Genomic DNA, 17,995 nt, shown 5'->3' with positions numbered 1-17,995 from the left:
CCGCTACGAAACACCCGCCGCGAACAATCTGCGCTGGCGATCCAATTCATCGGCAACCGGCTGGCGAAGACTGCGCGAACCGTCGGCGTGAACCGTAGAGAACAAGCCGACTTCCGCGTGGCGCGAATTGTCCCAGCCGGGATACGCGGTCACCGGGTACAGACATATACCCTGAACCGGGGCACCACGGCTCATTGCGTCACGGACCTCATCGCAAACGTAATGGAGCCATGCCGGCCGGCCTGATCCTTCAGCGCCTGTCTCGGCGATGAACATGGGCTTTCTGTAGCGCTCTGCGACTTCGACCAACATGTCGGAAAGCGCCCGATATTCGTGGTGGCCCATCGGTATCGTTGGCCCCCGAAAGTACCATTGGTTGTGCGGATAAAAGTTAAGTCCGATGACGTCGACACAGTCCTCGCTGCCGCCCAATTCGGGCTCGGCACGGCCCGTCAGCATGTCATAGGCTTCAAACTGGCCCTGACGAACGTTTTCCGCGCGCCGCTGCTCGGCACGACTACGGTCACGGGGCGCAACATGGATTAGCGGTTCAGCCCATATGAACCGGCAATCAGGTTCGGCATCGCGCATCGCCTTGACGCCCGCAACCGCTGCCCTCACAAGCTGTCGCTTGAACCATCCCCGCTTCTTCGGCCCCACGCGTGGGAAATAGCCGGCCTCTATCGCCCATGCGAAAAATGAGATCTCATTGATCGGGCACACCAGGGGAGCTACTCCCGTGACGGAGCGGTGGACGCGGACAGCTTCAGCGGCGAAGCGGACATAGGCTTCTGTAAAGTCTGGGGCGCCTTGGTCTACGTGATCTGGTGAGCCATAGTGGAAGATATCCCAGACGACCTTCACCCCCGCCGTGTGGGCTGCTTCGATCATTGAGATCCAAACCGACCAGTCGAAGACTCCTGGCGCTGTTTCAATTAGGTGCCAGCGCAAGCCGTCGCGGATCGTGCGAAGCCCAAGGGCAGCACAGCTGCGATAGTCGCCGAGAGCGTGTTTGTCGTGTGCGGTTGCGCGAATCAAATCGAGGCGCACTCCGTCGCCGCGCCGATGCGAGGAACATTCGAAGCCAGCCATGAAGAAGCTGGCAAACTCGGACGAATATTCGCCTGGCGGACGCGCCGGCTCGTTGCTCATACGTGCGACCCGTCGGCCAAGGCTCGCGCCAACGCTCCCGCTAGGCGATCGAACATTGCCAGTTTCGACCCCCACCACAATTTCATTCGGGCCGCCATCACGTCGCCTCTGAGTGGTACGGGTGCAAGCGTCGAATGTTGACCAAGCGAGCGCGAGCGGAGCCGGGTCCAGGTGTTGTCGGTGAGCAGAGGTCGACCTCAGGATCACAGACTGGCGCTCTCAAGCCGAGCCTCGTTGATCGTCGTCGCGCTGCATTGTCCCTCCTAATGGAATCCGAGGAAGGAGAAAGATCGCAAGCACGACAACGATAAAGCCGATGAGATGAACGACACTTGTTCATGGCGCAAGCTCCCCCACATTGCGTACCGAACTTGCCTGCGACCGTGAGGTTCCCCTTCGGTTGAAATATTTCTGGTTGGGCGGGCGACCCGCCAACTTGGCATTTCTGCTCTGTGCCTGCGGCAAGTTTGCGCCTCACCAACCAAGAAGTTGTGTGCGTCAAGTTCTGCAAAAATGGCGTGGCATTCAGCGGTGACGTTGGCGTGTCCGCCGCGCAGCCCCCGTGTTTAGCGGAGCGGCGGACATGGCGGCCGCGTCAGGCGGCCAGTGCCCTCAGGTTCTCCTTCTTGTGCTCGCGCAGATGATCCATGTTGAGGTAGCGGGTCGCCTCGAGCCAGTTCTCGTGGATCTCCACCGCCAATGCCCGAACCAGCCGCAAACAGCTCTGCGGGTTGGGGAAGATGCGAACGACCAGGGTGCGCCGCTTGATCTCCTGGTTCAGCCGCTCCAGCATGTTCGTCGACTTCATGTGCTTGTGATGCGGCAGCGGCAGCCGATAGAAGCTCAGCGTCTCCTCGATGTTGTTCTCCACCCAATCCACCAGCTTCGGGTATTTGGCCTGCCATTTGGCGATCCACTGCGCCAGGTCGCGCTTGACCTCGGCGAGGTCGCGCCGGTCATAGAACCATCTGAGCTCCATCAGGCAGTCGTCATCGACCTTGCGCGGCACATAATCGAGCGCGTTTCTGAGGAAGTGCACGTAACAGCGCTGCCAGACTGCCTCGGGCAGGACTTCGCGGATCGCTGCCCTGAGCCCCGGATGGTCGTCGGAGACGACAAACTCGACGCCGGCGAGCCCGCGCTGCTTGAGCCCTGCCACGAACGCGCGCCAGCTCGAATGGCTTTCACGGTTGGCCAGCTCGACACCGAGCACCTGGCGCCGGCCTTCCCAGTCGACGCCGATCGCCACCAAGACGGCCTGGCTGGCGATCACGCCGGCCTCGCGCGCCCGCTCGTAGCGCGCGTCCAGAATGAGGTACGGGTAAGGTTCGGCAAGCCGCTGCTCAAAGAACGCCTTCAGCGCCTCATCCAGCCGCGCCGTCGCCTGGCTTACCGTCGAGGCCGAGAAGGAATGGCCGCACAGATCCTCGGTGATCGCCTTCACCTTGCGCGTCGACACGCCTTGCACGTACATCTCGACCAGCGCCGATACCAGTGCCTTCTCCGAGCGCTGGTAACGCTCAAACAACTCCGTCGAGAACCGGCCGGCCCGATCTTGCGGAACCCGAAGTTCCAGCACGCCAACCCGCGTCACAAGCTTGCGTTCGTAATAGCCGGACCGGTAACCAACCCGCTCCGTCGTCCGCTCGCCTTTCTCGGCCCCGATCGCCTCCGTCATCTCGGCTTCCAAAGCCTCCTGCACCACAGTCTGCAAAACTCTGCGGAAGCCGTCCTCATCCGACAACAGCAACGCTTTCAACTCGCCTCTGCTCAGTCTAACCTCTCGCTTGGTCATGGCACTTACCCTTCCACGGGAATCGGTGATCGCAACGTCACCAGCGTGCCATGGCCGCCCCTCGCCTCAGAGTAAGGGCTGTTCTCTCTCCAGAGCTTTTTGCAGAACCTTCAGAACACTATCAACCAAGAGCGCCATGGCCCCTTCCTTTGGCAGTCAGTGGCTGGCTCTAGCCCAGTTCGGCGGTGATACTGACTTTCGGCCCAGTCGGCGCCGCTGTCTCGCTACGCGGACGCCAGGTCGGCGGACAGACGTCAGGAATGCGCCAGAGATGATTATGAGGCCCGCGCTCTCGCCGCCCTGTTCCGCGCTCACTTTGCAGCGGCAAGCGGCGTGGCTGGATACGGTAACTATGCAGGTTTCACGGCCTATGCGGCCGAGCCGCTATACAGTGCCTCCCAGGGACGATCGCGGCTGCACGTTACAAGGCGTCGCGGTAACAGATTGGAATCGATCGAGCCCCGTCGTGCTGCAAGGTGCGGCGGGTCTTTTGCATTGGGCGCTGATCTTCACTGGGGCGAAAGCCGATCACACAGATGAGTGGATGAGTATCTGAAGTGGAAGGTGTCACTGGACATGACGAGATTGCTATCGGTCGGGCGATAGCAACACTTGTTCAGACTGCTACCTTCGGCGTGGCGGCCAACAGTTACGCTGCCCATTGCAACCGCAATTTCGACGAAGTGGCGGTTACTGCGGCGAACGACAAAAGCGGCGGGCTCTATATCTTTGAGTATCGGCAGCAGCCGGCTGGTTCCTCCATCCAAGATGCCAAGCTTCCACGCCGCTCGGAGGAAGCAGTTCGATGTGCGATCGACGTCGTGGCCGACCCCGGCACTGACGATCAATCCGGCTGGCTTGTGCGCGTGCGGGGCGAAAACTGCGAATTGCTCTGCGCCATTGATGCCCACGAAGCGGAGGCGACTCGGCAGCAAGGCTATGACGGCACCTTTATCGGGTGGCCGCGACATAAAAGTTCCGCCCTCTGGCAATTGTCAGCTTGCTGCCGCCGATCGCGTGAAGACGATGGTGACCTTCGTCCCTTCGCCGGGGCTCGAGGCGACGTTGAACTGTGCCTTGGCGTTCTCGGTCAGCGAGCGCGCGATCAGCGCGCCGAGCTTGCCGGGCTTGGGCCATGTCTCCCCTTCCGGCAGGCCGATCCCGTCGTCCGCAACTATGACCAGGCAGCCGTCGCCATCGGCGATGCTGTGCAGCTTTATCGTCCCGCCTTCACGCCCTTGGAAGGCATGCTTGAGTGCATTTGTGAGCAATTCGTTCACGACCAGTCCCGTTGGCATGGCGACGTTGATCGACACCGGATAGGTATCCACCTTCATGTCGAGGCGGATCCCCTCAACTGCATGCGACCCCATCACCGCGGACGCGATCTGACTAAGATAAACGCCGAGATCGACATCATCCTTCTGCTCGTCTGCCGATAGCGTCTGGTAGAGGATCGCCAGAGCGTCGACGCGCCCGGCGAGCCTCTCAAACCTTTTCTGGTCGGGCTCGGTCGCGTTACGGGTTTCCAGACGGATCAATGCGGTGATCATCTGTAAGTTGTTCTTCACCCGGTGCTGCAGTTCGCGCAGCAGGGTGTCCTTCTCGCGGACGCGCTCCTCCACCAAGCGCGCTTCTTCAGTTTCGCCATGAGATGAGACGTCGACCAGAGCCACCAGTCGGAAGCAGTTCGTGCCGTTGTCGTCCACAATGATGTTTGAATAAACGTCGACAAGAGCCGGGTTGTCCCCGACGCGCTCCAGCCGGAAGGTGCCGACGAAATCGGTTTCCTCTACCAAGGCCTCGGGCAGAGGCCGGCCCTTCTGCTGGTGGATGCCAATGCCGGAAAGTGCTCCCCAGTTTTGCCGGGTAAGCTCGGCTGCCTTCAGGCCTGACACTTTTTCGAATTCTGGATTAGCATAGACGACGCGCTCCTTCGCGCCCAAATCCGACACGGCGATAGCGATCGGCACCTGGTCAAGGAATTTTTTGAACTGCTCGCTTTCCAGCGCGGTGGCAAGGTCAGGCGTATCGAGCAATTGCTCAACTGCCTCGGCCTTGTCTGATTCTGATGTCATCTTGGTCGCCTGTGCTTTGCGTGGGAGCCTCAGTCTCAGTCATGCACTTCGCTCGACACCGCCAACGCTGGAAGCGGCTGCGCGATATCAGGAGTAGGACGAGCCCGCGTCACGGAGCGGCAGAGCCATCGGGAACACAGGCCGTCTTGCTGAGAGTTCAGTTCAACCTTGCGTCACTTTGCACGGCCGCGACCTTTTTTCCAACAGCGTTGTGCCAAAATCCCGTCCCTGCCAATCGAAATTGACGATCTGCACGTCGCCGTAACTGCCGACAGACCGGCGCACGTCGAGGCGACCTTGAGCACAAAGCGCTGAATCACGACGAGTTTGGGTATCGCGAAATCGGCAACTAATGCCACCTCTGATCCTTCAAGCAGGATGTGCGGTTTGTCGCGAGTCTCGGAGTGGCAGAATTCGCCTTCGAGCCATTTTTCGTGAAGAAGCTGCCCTGCCAGGAGTATCCGGCGCGATCGCGGACGCTCTGATCGCCGTTGGAATGCGCCGAGAGATGATTATGAGGCCCGCGCGCTCGCCGCCCTGTTCCGCGCTCATTTTGCAGCGGCAAGCGGCGCTTTCTTGGCAGGGCGCGGCCGGCGGCGCATGCGGCGCTTGGCAGCGACCTTCAGCGCAACCGGCGGGTCGCTCGACAATGCGCCCAGAACGGCTTCGACCATGCCAAACGCCACAAAATCGGCGTTGATGTCATTGGCCAACTCGACTTCTGTCTCTTTGTCGTCGCCGTCCTCCGACCAGAACACGATGCCTACCCGCAGCGCCGCCTTGGCACGTTTCAGCCGACGAACCAGGAAACGGGCGTGCTTGACCGAGTCGAGGTTCAGGAATCCGACCACAACGGTATCGACGGCGTCGAGCTCGAGCCGGCGAATGCCAGTCGGATCCATATCGGCAAAGCTAGCCTTCGAGACCGTCGCCCCCTGGACTTCGAGCACCTGCGCCAGCATGGCGGCGGCGGCATCGTCGAGTTCGCCGCGGCCGCCGGCACACAGCACCGACATGTCAGTGCCATCCGGCAGCTCAGTGTCGTCCTCGCCCTCCGCCTGAGCCTGCTTGTCCTTGTCCTTGTCCTTGTCCTTGTCCTTGTCCTTGTCCTTGTCCTTGTCCTTGTCCTTGTCCTTGTCCGCCGTGGCAGGCTCGACTGTGGCCGGATCATCGTCCTCCTCTGCTTCCTCCCGTGCGCTGTCGTCGAGGTTCGCCACCAGCATCTGCGCGCTGGCCGCCACCCGCCGTCTTTGCTCATCGCCCATGACGCCCCGCACGCGATCCTGCTCGCCGAGCAGCAGTGCGGGAATGGCGACCTTGTCATAGAATTCGAACAGATATTTTTCCTCCAGCATCTCCTCGGCGTGATCCGTGGCTTCCTCTGGATCGCCGGCCAGCAGCCGTTGGTAGAGCCGGGCGTGGGGCTCAAGCACCGGTTCGTTGCCGAACAGAACGTCGAGGAATTCGAACTGCGGCACGTGCCTGCCGAGCACGACGAGGCAGACCGTGAGCGGCGTCGACAGGACCAGGCCCAGCGGGCCCCAGAGCCATGTCCAGAAGATAGCCGCAACGATGATGGCCAATGGCGAAAGCCCGGTGCGCGAGCCGTAGAGCCACGGTTCGACGACGTTGCCGGTAATCATTTCCATGGCCACGAACAGCCCGGCGGTCCACAGCACGAGCGACCAGCCGGGCGCAACGGCAAGCGCCAGGAACAGCGGCAGCAGCGCACCAATGATCGGGCCGATATAGGGAACAAAGCGCAGTGCCAGCGCCAGCAATCCCCACAGCAGTGCATTGGGTATGCCGAGAACCCAAAGCCCTGCTGTAACCGGTATGGCATAGACGATATTCACGACCAATTGCATGAGCAGATATCGGCCGACCCGCTTGCCCGCTTCCTGAAGCGCCTCGGTGGTCCGATGAAGGTCGCCGTAGCCGACGAGGCGTATGAAACGATCGCGCAGATCCTCGCGCTCGAGCAGCATGAATATGACGACGACGACGATCAGGCCGGCCGATGCCAGCGGGCTGATCAGCGGGCCGATCAGGTTCTGCAGGACCTGGAGCGGCCTTTCGCGTGCGATGATCTCGACAGGCACCGGCTCGCGCCGTGGCTGATCCGCGGCCGGCGGTGAAGTTTCCTGGCTGTCGAGTTCCTGGCCAACGCGTTCGATCGCCTCGCTCAGCCTGGCGATGACGCCGCCGCCGACGCCGGTCTCCTTCAGGGATCGCACTTTGGTCAGGATATTCGACTGGTAAAGCGGGATGTTCTGCGCCAGTTCGCTGACCTGCGTGGCGACAATGAAGGAGAAAAGCGCAAGGACGGTGAATGCGCCCAGCACACTGGCGATGACCGCAGGAAGACGGGGAATGCCGAGCCGTTTGAGTGCCGAAACCAAGGGTGCAAGCGCAAAGGTCAACAGAAGAGCGATTGCGATCGGCAGGAAAACCTCGCGCCCGAAATACAGGGCCGCAACCGCCGCCACGACGGTCGCGACGGTGGGCAGCGACATGCGCGGCAGCGCCATGGCAGCGGAAACAACGCCCACCAGCCCTGGCTCCGACGGATGCATGCCGTTTCGCCGATTGGCCGCCACTTGATGCCTCCACCCCGCCATGACCATGATCAGGCATATTGAGCCGGCATGCAACGTCCCCACCTTCGTGCCAGCGAGCCCGACGCGAGCGACGAGCGACAAGGGTCGTCGTCTCTCCTCAGCCGGGAGTCAGGCAGCCCTGGGTCAGGCGGAATGGCTCAGCCAATGACGGTCGAACACCTCGACGATGGCGCGAAAGTCGGCCGGCGGGATCTGGCAGGCGCCGCCGTTGCTGTCTCCGACGAGGAATTGCGCCAGCTGTCGGTCAACCGCTTCCGTCTGCTCGACGGACAGGCCAAGCGATGCCAGATCGGCGGCGATCGACCCGTCGGGCGGCAGATATCCGCCCCAACTCGGGGGCGCCGGATTGCGCAAGCGGACCATCAGGATCCGGGTCAGCGACGGCTGCGGCTCCGGGCCGATGATGGTGGTGCCGCACAAATAGCCGCCAAGCACGCTGCCCGGCCGCGAGTGCGGAAACAGGCATAAGAAGAATTGCGCTTCGCCGCTGGCTTCCTTCAGATGCGCATAAAGCCCGCGTTTTGCCGACGTCATCTGCCCACCGAGCAGCAGCTGCCCGGTCGGCAAGGCCTCGCGATAGGCGGCGGTCAGGCCGTGCGCCCCCGGCCCGGCCTCAATCGACAGGCTGCCCTTGATCAGCTGGCCGCGATAATAGGGCGACAAGGCGCTCGAATAACAAGCGTAGGTTCCGGCAAGGGCCAATCCAAGGCTCCGTTCCTCATGCCCGGCAGCGATCTCGAAATGCGCACCGGCGCGGCGCTCCAGTTCGGCCCTGTCGATGCCGTGGCGAGCACAGATCGCCGCGGTAAAACCTGGCAGGTCGCTCTCGGCGATCCAGGCGCCGGGTTGTTCCAGTTTGAGCAGCTTCGTCCAGTCGTCGTAGACGCTGAGCTCGCGTGGCTGGGCGCGTCCCTGCAGCCATTTGTCGGCGCGGCCGAGATCGAACGCCGTCTTCGGGTTGACGCCCCGGAACGCCGCCGCAAGGTCCTTGCGGGTGACGGTCCCCAGCAGGGCCGCAGTCAGCCGCAATTTCTGCGCGATATGCTGTGCCATCCCTACCCCGCCCCTTTATGCCACCGCGAAGATAGCACGCGCCGGCACCTGCTCCCACTGTACTTTTCCACAAGCTAATATTACAGGAATTCCGGAGAATTCCACGTCCTTCCACACAGCGGCCGTGTTCGGGCCGGCGGCCGGGGTTAACCTTACGTTAACCTTGGAGGGACCTCGTCATGAGACTTGCCTTGTCTGCACTTCTCGCGGTGCTCGCGCTATCGCAAACCGTTGAGGCCAAGACGGTTGAGGCCAAGACGAAAGTCGTCGCCACCGATGCGAAAGCGGCGACAGCCGAGAAAAACCGGCCGCCGCTCGACAACAAGTCCACGAGCGGGATTACTGCTTCGACTGGTGCGAAGGCAGCGCCGGCCGACAAGAATGCGTCCAGCCCGTATCCTCCGGCGATCTATTTCGATTTCTAGAGTCTCATCCCTCCCTAATGGATGGGGCTCTATCTTTTTCATCCGACCGTACCACGTTTGCGGTGCCCCGGATTCGACGACCTTGGGATCGGCAGGACCGGAATCACGGGCTCGACGGGGCGCCGGCCCGCGATAGGTTCCCTTCGCCTCCAGTCTCAGCCGATCCTGACGAAAAAATGCTTCGTGCGTGATCACGCCCGGCTCCCAGTGCGTAACCGGCCGCCCCGTAGCCACTCCTTGAAAGCCGCCGAAAGCGCGATATATCAATGACTAAGCGTGCGTTGCACGCGACGTGGTGCTTTGGTCAAGCTTCATCTGTGGAGGTTGTCATGGCAAACGATCTGATGGAAGGAAAGAAGGCCCAGGATTGGATCAACCTGATCCTTGCGGCATGCCTGTTCATCTCACCCTGGGTTATCGGCTTCGCTGCTGAAACCGCTGCTGCCTGGAACGCCTGGATCGCCGCGGTCGTGCTCGGCGCCCTGGCTCTCGCGGCGCTTTCAGTATTCGCCGAATGGGAAGAGTGGGTGAACCTTGTCGTCGGGCTCTGGCTGATCGCCTCGCCCTGGCTGCTCGGCTTCGTGGCAAACGCCAACGCGATGGCGACCCACGTTGTCCTCGGCGTGCTGGTGGTTGCGGCATCGGCCTGGGCCGTCTGGGACTCCCGTCACCATCCGCCAGCACATGCGTGATCGGTGACGACTAGTGCATGTCGCCCAAAAGCATGCCCTCGGGCCTGACCCGAGGGTGCGCTTTAAGGGGGAGCCCGGCGCGCGAGCGGCGGGCTCCTCCTAAAACCTGAGATTGGGCCCGTTAGAGTATTTTTGCAGCCAAGTGGAATCACTTGGCGTTGCAGAAATGCGGCTAAAACGAACAGATAGAGCGGGCGCCAGTCAAATTCGCACGCCTCCCGCCCGCCGTGCCCCCGGCTAAATTGTCTCTTTGTGCTCCAATCCCGCGCCGCCGCAGCGGATGCGGATGGCAGCGCTGGCGCGGCGCTTGCTGAGGTCACGCCGACAAGCACACCCGCGCTGCGCCCCGCAAACTTCCACTTATGTTGCACTGCGTTAGATTTGTTGCATTGCAATATCAATGCATTGCGTCGAGTCTTCGCACGGGTGGCTTTTCAATGACTTCGCGAGGTTTTGCCGTGTCAGCATCGTTTCGGCCCGATATCGAAGGGCTGCGTGCGTTGGCGGTGTCCGGCGTCGTCGCGTTCCATTTTGGTCTGTCGGACCTGCCCGGCGGCTTCACTGGCGTCGACATCTTCTTCGTCATCTCCGGCTACCTGATCACCGGCCAGCTGCTGCGGGAAATCGCCGAGGACGGCAGGCTGGACCTGTGGCGGTTCTATGCCAGGCGCGCCCGGCGCCTGCTGCCGGCCTCGCTGTTCGTCATCTTCGCCACGCTGGTCGCCGGCTACTTCATCCTGTCGCCGGACGAACAGTCGCTCTATTCGAAAGGCGCCATGTATGCCTCGGCCTATGCGATCAATTTCTGGCTGATCCGCTGGTCGTTCGACTATTTCGCCCCCGATGCGGCGAACAACCCCTTCATCCACTTCTGGTCGCTCTCGGTCGAGGAGCAGTTCTATTTCGTATGGCCGGGGCTGCTTCTGCTGGCGGCATGGCTGCGCCCGGGCAAGCGCACTGCGATCCTGGTGATCGGCATCACCGGCGCGGTGTCGTTCGCCGTCTGCGCCTGGCTCACCACTGTGGCGCAGCCCTGGGCCTTCTATTTCTCGCCGCTCAGGGCCTGGGAATTCGCCGCCGGCGGCCTGGCGACGATGGCGCCGGCAAAATTCTGGCGAGAGCGCCCGCAACTGGGCGCAGCACTGGCATGGCTTGGCCTGGCGCTGATCGCCGGTGCCTATCTGACCTTCAGCGAGCAGGACACCCCCTTCCCCGGCTTCGCGGCGGTGGTGCCGGTGGCCGGCACCGGGCTCTTGCTGCTCAGCGGCTCCGGCAATGTCCAAAGAGGGCCGAGCGCCATGCTGGCGCTGCCGCCCCTGCAATGGCTGGGGAAACTTTCCTACTCGCTCTATCTCTGGCACTGGCCGGTCATCGTCTATGCGACGATGATGGTGCCCGACCTGTCCTGGCCCGGGCGGCTTGCCTGCGCGGCATTGACGCTGGCGCTGTCGCTCTTCACCTATAATTTCATCGAAAACCCGATCCGTCGCAATGGCTGGCTGATGGCGAACGCGGCGCGCGCGCTGATCCCCGCCGCAATGCTGACCGGTGCCGGCGTCATGGCGACTTACGCCAATGCGCGCCTTGCCGTGGACGGCCTCGATCCCTCACAACGAATCATTGCCGAAACTGCCGCGCAGCCCTCCACCGCGCGCGCCAGGGAGGGCTGTGTTCTCGACTACGAGACCGTCACGCCGAAGCCCTGCGAGTTCGGCGCCAAGAACGCCGAGCGCTCGATCGCGCTGTTCGGCGATTCGCATGCCGATCACTGGTCGACGCCGCTGATCGAAGCGGCGAAGAAGAACGACTACAAGGTCGTCACCTGGCTCAAATCCGCCTGCCGGGCCTCGCGGCTGACGGTCTGGAGCTCGAAGCTGAAGCGCGACTATACCGAGTGCGATCAATGGCGCGAGCAATCGATCAAGCAGATCATCGCCCTGCGCCCGAGCCTGGTGGTGATCTCGGAGATTTCGCTGACCACCTCGCGCAAACTGTCGCCCGACGCGCAGCAATCCGGCAGCCTGGATCAGGACTGGCAGGCCGGCCTTCGCGCAACGCTGGAGGCGTTCAGCCAGGCCGGGCTGAAGGTCGCCTTCATCCGCGATGTGCCGTTCAACAGCATGTTCGCCGACACCTGCGTGGCCCGCGCGCTGTGGCGCGGACAGACGCCGTCGGTATGTGACGCGCCGCGAGCCGACGCCGCCAACGACGCCGTCGCCGCGGTAGAGCGCGACATCGTGCGCGCCGTGCCCAACGCGACCTACATCGACATGACCGACCGGTTCTGCGACGCTAGGACCTGCCGTGTCTTCATCGACGGCAAGCTGGCCTACCGCGACCGCCACCACATGGCGACGCCCTTTGCGCAAACTCTGGAGCCGCCGGTCGAGCGCGCGTTGTTTTCGAAGTCGCAACCGTGAAGTGAGGGCGACCACCGCCGACGCCAGGTCTTGCTCCGGCGCCCACGCAGTTCGATCAGCGTCGCTCATTCTCCAACGCTTCGTCGGCGGTCACGCGTTGATGACCCCACGCAGACTGGTGTAGTGGCTTTGCAGCCGATATTCGCGCTCGTCCGAGTGATTGCGAATTCGCCAACATTGTCTTCGCCCGGGGGATTCGCGTGAAAACAGCCGTTCTGACGTACCTGCTCCTGGCCATCTTGCTGACATCGCCGGCGCAGGCGGGCTGGAAGCCGGTCGAGAAGGTCGAGACCTATGCCGTTTCAGGGCAGACCGGTCCCCAGCTCCATGCGTCGATGGGCGAGCGCGGGCCGACGATCGGCAAAAGCAGGGTCCGCGCCATGGCCTATACCAATTTCAAGCTGACCTGGGTCAGGGACTATCAGCGGCAAGGCAACGCCTGCGTGCTGGTGTCGGCGCGGCCAAAACTCATCATAACCTACACCTTGCCCAAAACGTCCGGGCCGGTGCCGGCCGCAGTGCAGAAGAGCTGGGACGTTTTTGCCGCTGGCCTCGCCGCCCACGAAAAGGTGCATGGCGACATCATCGTCGACATGGTCCGCAAGATCGAGACGGCGACCATCGGCCTGTCCGTCCCCGACGATCCCGGCTGCAAAAAGATCAGGACCGAAATGACCAGGCGGCTTGCCGAACTCTCCCAGGCACAGCGGCAGGCAAGCCGAGATTTCGACCGGGTAGAATTCGCCCCGCGCGGCAATCTGCAGCAGCTGATCGTTAATTTGCTGATGGGGCGGTAATATTGTGAGGCCTGAGCGAGGCGCCCCCCTCTGTCCTGCCGGACATCTCCCCCACTTGGGGGGAGATTACGCCTTCGCGTCGCTCCGGCCCTCAATCGCCGACGTTGAAGGACGAGGTGCCGCGTTGCGGTCAGCCAATCTCCCCCCTTGAGGGGGAGATGTCCGGCAGGACAGAGGGGGGCGCCGTGGAGCACAGGCCTCGCCTCATTCCGCCACCGGCGTCCACATCACATCCTCCACCCTGCCCGCCCCCGTCGCCAGCATCACCAGCCGGTCGAAACCGAGCGCGGCGCCGCTCGCCTGCGGCATGATGGTCAGGGCGGCGAGGAAATCCTCATCGATCGGATAGCGTTCGCCGTAGATGCGCTGCTTCTCGTCCATCTCGAGGATGAAGCGCCGGCGCTGCTCGGCGGCGTCGGTCAGCTCGCCGAACGCGTTGGCCAGCTCGACGCCGCAGCAATAGAGTTCGAAACGCTCGGCGGTCCTCGGGTCATCGGCGCTCGGCCGGGCAAGGGCGGCCTCCGAAATCGGATAGCCGTAGAGAATCGTGGCGCGCCCCTGCCCCAGCGCCGGCTCGATCTTTTCCACCATCACCCGGCTGAACAGATCGGCCCAGATGTCGTCGGGCGCGGTGCGCAAACCCGCCTGGACCAGAGCCGCGTGCAGCGCCTCGCGATCGGTGCTGCCGTCGGCGGCGATTGTGGCCAACAGATCGATGCCGGCATAGCGCGCAAAAGCCTCGGCGACGCTCAACCGTTCCGGCTCGGCGAACGGATCGGCCTCGCGGCCGCGAAAGGCGAAGCGTTTCGTGCCGGCGCGCTCGGCGGCCAGCGCGACAAGCCCGGCGCAGTCGCGCATCAGGCTGTCGTAGGTCTCATCGGCCCGGTACCATTCGAGCATGGTGAAGGATGGATGGTGCAATGGGCCGCGCTCGCGGTTGCGATAGACCGCGCTCAGGCTGAAGATGCGTTTCTCGCCGGCGGCGAGCAGCTTCTTGCAGGCGAATTCCGGCGAGGTGTGCAAATAGAGCGGCAGGTGCCGCCCGTCCGGGCCGATCACCTCGGTAGCAAAGGCCGACAGATGGGCCTCGTTGCCGGGCGAGACCTGCAGTGCCGCCGTCTCGACCTCGACGAAGTCGCGGCGGCCAAACCAGTCGCGCAGGGCCGCTGTGATGGTATTGCGCAGGATCAGCCGCGGCCGCCGGTCGGCGTGAACATCGGGCGTCCACCAGGGCGAGGCGGCGATCATGACGACAGGATTTGCATGGAGGACTGGCGATTGCCGCAAAGATGCGCTAGGCCGCAGCGGACGGCTCCCGCAGCCGATTTGCGCCAGCAGGCGCCACCAGGCCAGTCAACGCTGTTAGGAATAAAGCCCGTGAAGGTCATCGCCAGTTCCCTACGCAAAGGCAATGTCGTCGAAAAGGACGGCAAGCTCTATGTGATCCTCTTTGCCGAAAACATCCATCCGGGCAAGGGCACGCCGGTGACCCAGCTCGACATGCGCCGCATCTCCGACGGGGTGAAGGTCTCGGAACGCTACCGCACCACCGAGCAGGTCGAGCGCGCCTATGTCGAGGAGCGCGAGCATACCTTCCTCTACCACGACGCCGAAGGCTATCATTTCATGAACCCGGAAAGCTACGACCAGGTCGCGGTGCCGGAAAGCGTGGTCGGCGAGATGGCGCCCTTTCTCAAGGAAGGCATGGCGGTGCAGATCTCGCAGCACAATGGCATCGCCATCTCGCTGGTGCTGCCGCAGCGCGCTACCTTCGAGGTGGTCGAGACCGAACCGGTGACCAAAGGCCAGACGGCGTCCTCGTCCTACAAGCCGGCGACGCTGTCCAACGGCGTGCGCACGCTGGTGCCGCCGCACATCACTGCCGGCACCCGCGTGGTGGTGATGACGGCCGATGGCGCCTACGTCGAGCGCGCCAAGGATTGAGAGGCAGGATCGCTTTTGTCGTCGCTGCCGGTGTCCCGCGCGATTAATGCCAGGGCGCAACTCGCGCCGGTACCACGATGCGCGCCGTCTCCTTCACTGAAACGGTGCAGACTCAGCCAAGGATAAAACCCGCCACCAGAACTGTGAGGATCATCGACAGCGGAACGGCAAGCAGACAGCAGGCCTCCAAAGTATTGATTTGCCAAAAGTTCATCCGGCGCTTCCCAGTTGGTTTCTCATCTAAACGGGCAGACCGGGATGGCAGTTCCACGAAAATCCTCCGGCGTCATTCCGTGCCACGATCATGCCGATCGACACGAACCCCGGTCATCCAGCGGGCGCGTGCCAGATGCGTCGCCCAAGCCCGGAATGCCCGCTCCGGCTCCTGCTCCGGGTCGATGTGCAGAACGCTGTGGGCGACCTCACGCCAATCGGCGCCGTCCGCCGAAGCATCGAGCAGCCGCATGTAAGTCAGCATGCAGTGCTCGTCATAGGCGGTCAGCGCCGAAGAGGTCGGCGCCGTATCTGCGAAATGAGCGTTTGGCGGCATCTTTGGCATTGTGATCTACCAGCAATGGCGCAGCGTAACAGGCGGTCGGGAAACCCGCGCCCTTCAATTGGAGGATGCAGGCGGATCGAGCTTCGCCTCCAGCATGATCACCCATCGGTTCGGCGTCCATCCGTTGGCGCCCTACCCCCGCGGGCGCCGCATCAACATCATTCCGTAATGCACCGCCAGCAAGTCGAGCCCGATCTTGAGCAGTTTCGACAGCACATCCCGCGGCTCACCGGTCTGTTCGGCGAGGCTCTTCACCGTTTCGCCGGCGCAGCAGACTTTTTGCACCACGACCGACACCTCCCAATGCGCAAGCGCCCTGGTGGCGTCGGCATATGCGCGGCCGGCGGACAGGATGCGATCGGCAACGCCGCCGCCGATGCGTCCGCCGTCGACGCGCTCGGTCAGCGCCATCGGCTTGACGCCGTCCTGTGCCGAGACGCGAAAATCCTCGCGGTAGCGCATGCCCGCCTCGCGCTGCTGGCGCGACAGCGAGGTGATGCCGGTCAGCGGGTCGACGTTGCGCACCCGCACGATGCCGCCGGTCGCGGTGTGGCCGCTGTTGGACACCTCATAGACGCGCCTCGCCTCCAGCGTGCCGGTCGCCAGCCGCTTGCGGCCGAAGGCATCGTCCTTCAGCGCGAAATCATGGCCGACCTGCTTGCGAATGCGCACCTGCTCGGCCTCGCCCGTGGGTAATTTGGGCGGTTTTGCCTTTTGGGCGGTCTTCTTGCTCATCTGTGGCTCCTCGTTTGATTGCTGCCTTTGCAGGATCTGGGATCCTCGCCCCGCGGAGTGGGGAGAGGTGGCTCGGCAAAGCCGAGACGGGCAATCGCGCCGCACGCTGGCGATTTTCGCCGTTGAAGTGCTCACGTCGAGGAACCAAGGCCGCCGTCGGTTGGCGATGCCGCTCAGGCTGGGTCCGCGACAGCCGTACGGCGATGGCCGCAGAACCGCGCCGCGTGATAGGCGCAGTAACTTCTCAGCGGCCGCGTGCGCAGGCCGCAGCACAGCATCTCCAGTGCCGGCCGGCTGCCGGGCGCGTCGTTTTCAGGGTCTTGCTCGAGCGTCAGATCGAGCGGCGCGCGGCAGCGGTTGAACAGGCAGTCGATGAAGCGCATGGCCGCGACATGCGGCTGGCGCCCGACGGCGGCAGCGGGGCGCGGCGACGGCAGCTTGAGGGCCTCGCCGTCGGGCGCGTGGATCTCGCGCACCAACGGGCGCTGCGGCAGCCAGACCGGCGGCGCCAGCCTGGCCGGCGTGCGGGCGATGCTTTGCAATTTTGTGTCGGTATAGGCGGACATGGCGTTCTTCCAGAGGTAAAAAGGGTTGCGTAGATGCCGAAGCTGCCCCCCTCTCCTCGTTCACCGGGAGAGGATGCCGGCAGGCAGGTGAGGGGCGACGCGGCGGCGCCGAAATTCGTGGCCGGAGCCGTGAGAGGGACGGCTCCGGCCGTTCCGGTCGCCGCCGGTGATGGCAGGGCGACCGGATCCGAGGCGCGAGCCTCGGACTTCGTCCCGGCCGGGGAGGAGGACAGCCGGGACGGATAGGAAAGCGAGGTGGAGCGATGTAGCTTGTGCATGGCCGCATAAAAGCATAACTCAAAAAATAATGCAAGCTATTCTTGCATAGACGAAACCGATTCTTATGTTTCAGATGGCGCCATGGCAAAAACCTCATTGTCGATCAAGGTCGGGGCGGCGATCCGCAAGGCGCGCAAGCAGCGCGGCCTGGTGATGCGCCATATTGCCGAGCACAACGACACCGACGTCGCCGCCGTCGGCAATTGGGAAACCGGCCGCAACCTGCCGAAAACCGAGAACCTTTTGAAGACCGCCGCCTTCCTGCGCGTCGACCCGGTGGCGCTCGGCAAGGGCGAGGTCGTCTTCCTCGACGACGCCGACAATGTCGCCGACGCCGAGATCGTTACCGACGCCGCCCCCCTGCCCGCCGGCCCGATGGACATCGAGCTTCTGGGTGCTGCGGTCGGCGGCGACGACGGCGACTTCACCTTCAACGGCGAGGTCGCCGGCTATGTCCAGCGCCCGCCCGGCATCGCCCATCTGCGCAAAGTGTTCGCGCTGCACGTGCTCTCCGACTCGATGGTGCCGCGCTACGAACCCGGCGAGATGCTTTATTGCGGCGGCCGCGATGCTGTGCCCGGCGACCACGTGGTGATCGAGATGTTTCCCGAGGAAAACGAGCGCAACGGCAAGGCCTTCATCAAAAAGCTGGTCAAGCGGACCGCCGCCGAACTGGTCGTCGAGCAATACAATCCGCCGAAGACGCTGACCTTCAACCGCTACGCGATAAACCACGTCTGGCGCGTCATCCCGCTCAAGGAACTGCTGGGGTATTGAGGGCACCCCTGACCTTCTCCCCTTGTGGGGCCCGAAGGGCGGGCGAGGCCCGTGACTCGCCCCGGGCGGTGGATCGGCGCGATAGCGCCGAGACGGATGAGG

At 63.3% G+C, this 17,995-nt stretch carries 17 protein-coding genes; 6 read left to right on the top strand and 11 right to left on the bottom strand.

Features of this window, described 5'->3' with window-relative positions:
- Positions 1–3: 3 nt before the first annotated feature.
- The 6 genes from JG739_RS13050 to JG739_RS13025 all read right to left on the bottom strand — a co-directional run bounded on the left by JG739_RS13050 (position 4) and on the right by JG739_RS13025 (position 8,699).
- Complete coding sequence (locus tag JG739_RS13050) at positions 4–1,152, bottom strand: beta-glucosidase (protein ID WP_202366802.1); 1,149 nt, start codon at positions 1,150–1,152, stop codon at positions 4–6.
- Positions 1,153–1,747: 595 nt separating this feature from the next.
- Positions 1,748–2,947, bottom strand: coding sequence for an IS256 family transposase (locus JG739_RS13045; protein WP_202362577.1), 1,200 nt, complete (start codon positions 2,945–2,947; stop codon positions 1,748–1,750).
- A 509-nt stretch (positions 2,948–3,456) separates the two neighbouring features.
- Positions 3,457–3,918, bottom strand: coding sequence for a hypothetical protein (locus JG739_RS13040; protein WP_202366801.1), 462 nt, complete (start codon positions 3,916–3,918; stop codon positions 3,457–3,459).
- 24 nt (positions 3,919–3,942) lie between these two features.
- Positions 3,943–5,025 (bottom strand): sensor histidine kinase, encoded by a 1,083-nt coding sequence (locus JG739_RS13035; protein ID WP_202366800.1) that lies wholly within the window; start codon positions 5,023–5,025, stop codon positions 3,943–3,945.
- A 548-nt stretch (positions 5,026–5,573) separates the two neighbouring features.
- A complete protein-coding gene (locus tag JG739_RS13030) occupies positions 5,574–7,625 on the bottom strand; it encodes an AI-2E family transporter (RefSeq protein ID WP_202366799.1) in 2,052 nt (683 codons plus the stop codon).
- A gap of 144 nt (positions 7,626–7,769) precedes the next feature.
- Entirely contained in the window at positions 7,770–8,699 is a 930-nt protein-coding gene (locus JG739_RS13025) for a hypothetical protein (RefSeq protein ID WP_202366798.1), read from the bottom strand.
- Between the two features lie 191 nt (positions 8,700–8,890).
- Here JG739_RS13025 and JG739_RS13020 point away from each other — a divergent pair, with 191 nt between their 5' ends.
- The 4 genes from JG739_RS13020 to JG739_RS13005 all read left to right on the top strand — a co-directional run bounded on the left by JG739_RS13020 (position 8,891) and on the right by JG739_RS13005 (position 13,033).
- Positions 8,891–9,124: a hypothetical protein gene (locus JG739_RS13020; protein ID WP_244749874.1), complete on the top strand. Its 234-nt coding sequence runs from the start codon at positions 8,891–8,893 to the stop codon at positions 9,122–9,124.
- Positions 9,125–9,453: 329 nt separating this feature from the next.
- Complete coding sequence (locus JG739_RS13015) at positions 9,454–9,816, top strand: SPW repeat protein (protein ID WP_023799062.1); 363 nt, start codon at positions 9,454–9,456, stop codon at positions 9,814–9,816.
- 458 nt (positions 9,817–10,274) lie between these two features.
- Positions 10,275–12,236 (top strand): acyltransferase family protein, encoded by a 1,962-nt coding sequence (locus tag JG739_RS13010; RefSeq protein ID WP_202366796.1) that lies wholly within the window; start codon positions 10,275–10,277, stop codon positions 12,234–12,236.
- Between the two features lie 200 nt (positions 12,237–12,436).
- Entirely contained in the window at positions 12,437–13,033 is a 597-nt protein-coding gene (locus JG739_RS13005) for a DUF922 domain-containing Zn-dependent protease (protein ID WP_202366795.1), read from the top strand.
- 204 nt (positions 13,034–13,237) lie between these two features.
- On the opposite strand, the gene epmA is transcribed toward JG739_RS13005, so the two are convergent.
- The gene (gene epmA / locus JG739_RS13000; RefSeq protein WP_202366794.1) at positions 13,238–14,281 is read right to left on the bottom strand and encodes an EF-P lysine aminoacylase EpmA; all 1,044 of its coding nucleotides are present in this window, start codon (positions 14,279–14,281) and stop codon (positions 13,238–13,240) included.
- A 129-nt stretch (positions 14,282–14,410) separates the two neighbouring features.
- Between epmA and efp the strand changes: the two genes are divergently transcribed.
- Positions 14,411–14,977, top strand: a complete 567-nt coding sequence (gene efp / locus JG739_RS12995) for an elongation factor P (RefSeq protein ID WP_202366793.1) — start codon at positions 14,411–14,413, stop codon at positions 14,975–14,977.
- 112 nt (positions 14,978–15,089) lie between these two features.
- Here efp and JG739_RS12990 read toward each other — a convergent pair whose 3' ends face one another.
- The 4 genes from JG739_RS12990 to JG739_RS12975 form a co-directional block, all read right to left on the bottom strand.
- Positions 15,090–15,248, bottom strand: a complete 159-nt coding sequence (locus JG739_RS12990; RefSeq protein WP_202366792.1) for a hypothetical protein — start codon at positions 15,246–15,248, stop codon at positions 15,090–15,092.
- A gap of 15 nt (positions 15,249–15,263) precedes the next feature.
- Positions 15,264–15,536 (bottom strand): hypothetical protein, encoded by a 273-nt coding sequence (locus JG739_RS12985; RefSeq protein WP_370463518.1) that lies wholly within the window; start codon positions 15,534–15,536, stop codon positions 15,264–15,266.
- Positions 15,537–15,668: 132 nt separating this feature from the next.
- Positions 15,669–16,271 (bottom strand): DUF6456 domain-containing protein, encoded by a 603-nt coding sequence (locus tag JG739_RS12980; protein ID WP_202366791.1) that lies wholly within the window; start codon positions 16,269–16,271, stop codon positions 15,669–15,671.
- A 173-nt stretch (positions 16,272–16,444) separates the two neighbouring features.
- Positions 16,445–16,837 carry a hypothetical protein gene (locus JG739_RS12975; protein ID WP_342216455.1) on the bottom strand — a complete coding sequence of 131 codons (393 nt, stop codon included), beginning with the start codon at positions 16,835–16,837 and terminating at the stop codon, positions 16,445–16,447.
- Positions 16,838–17,197: 360 nt separating this feature from the next.
- Between JG739_RS12975 and JG739_RS12970 the strand changes: the two genes are divergently transcribed.
- Positions 17,198–17,893, top strand: coding sequence for an XRE family transcriptional regulator (locus tag JG739_RS12970; protein WP_202366790.1), 696 nt, complete (start codon positions 17,198–17,200; stop codon positions 17,891–17,893).
- Positions 17,894–17,995 lie beyond the last annotated feature (102 nt).

The organism is Mesorhizobium sp. L-2-11 (assembly GCF_016756595.1).
Taxonomy (GTDB): domain Bacteria; phylum Pseudomonadota; class Alphaproteobacteria; order Rhizobiales; family Rhizobiaceae; genus Mesorhizobium.
The sequence above is the reverse complement of the archived record's forward strand: the minus strand, read 5'-3'. Positions and strand labels throughout refer to the sequence as shown.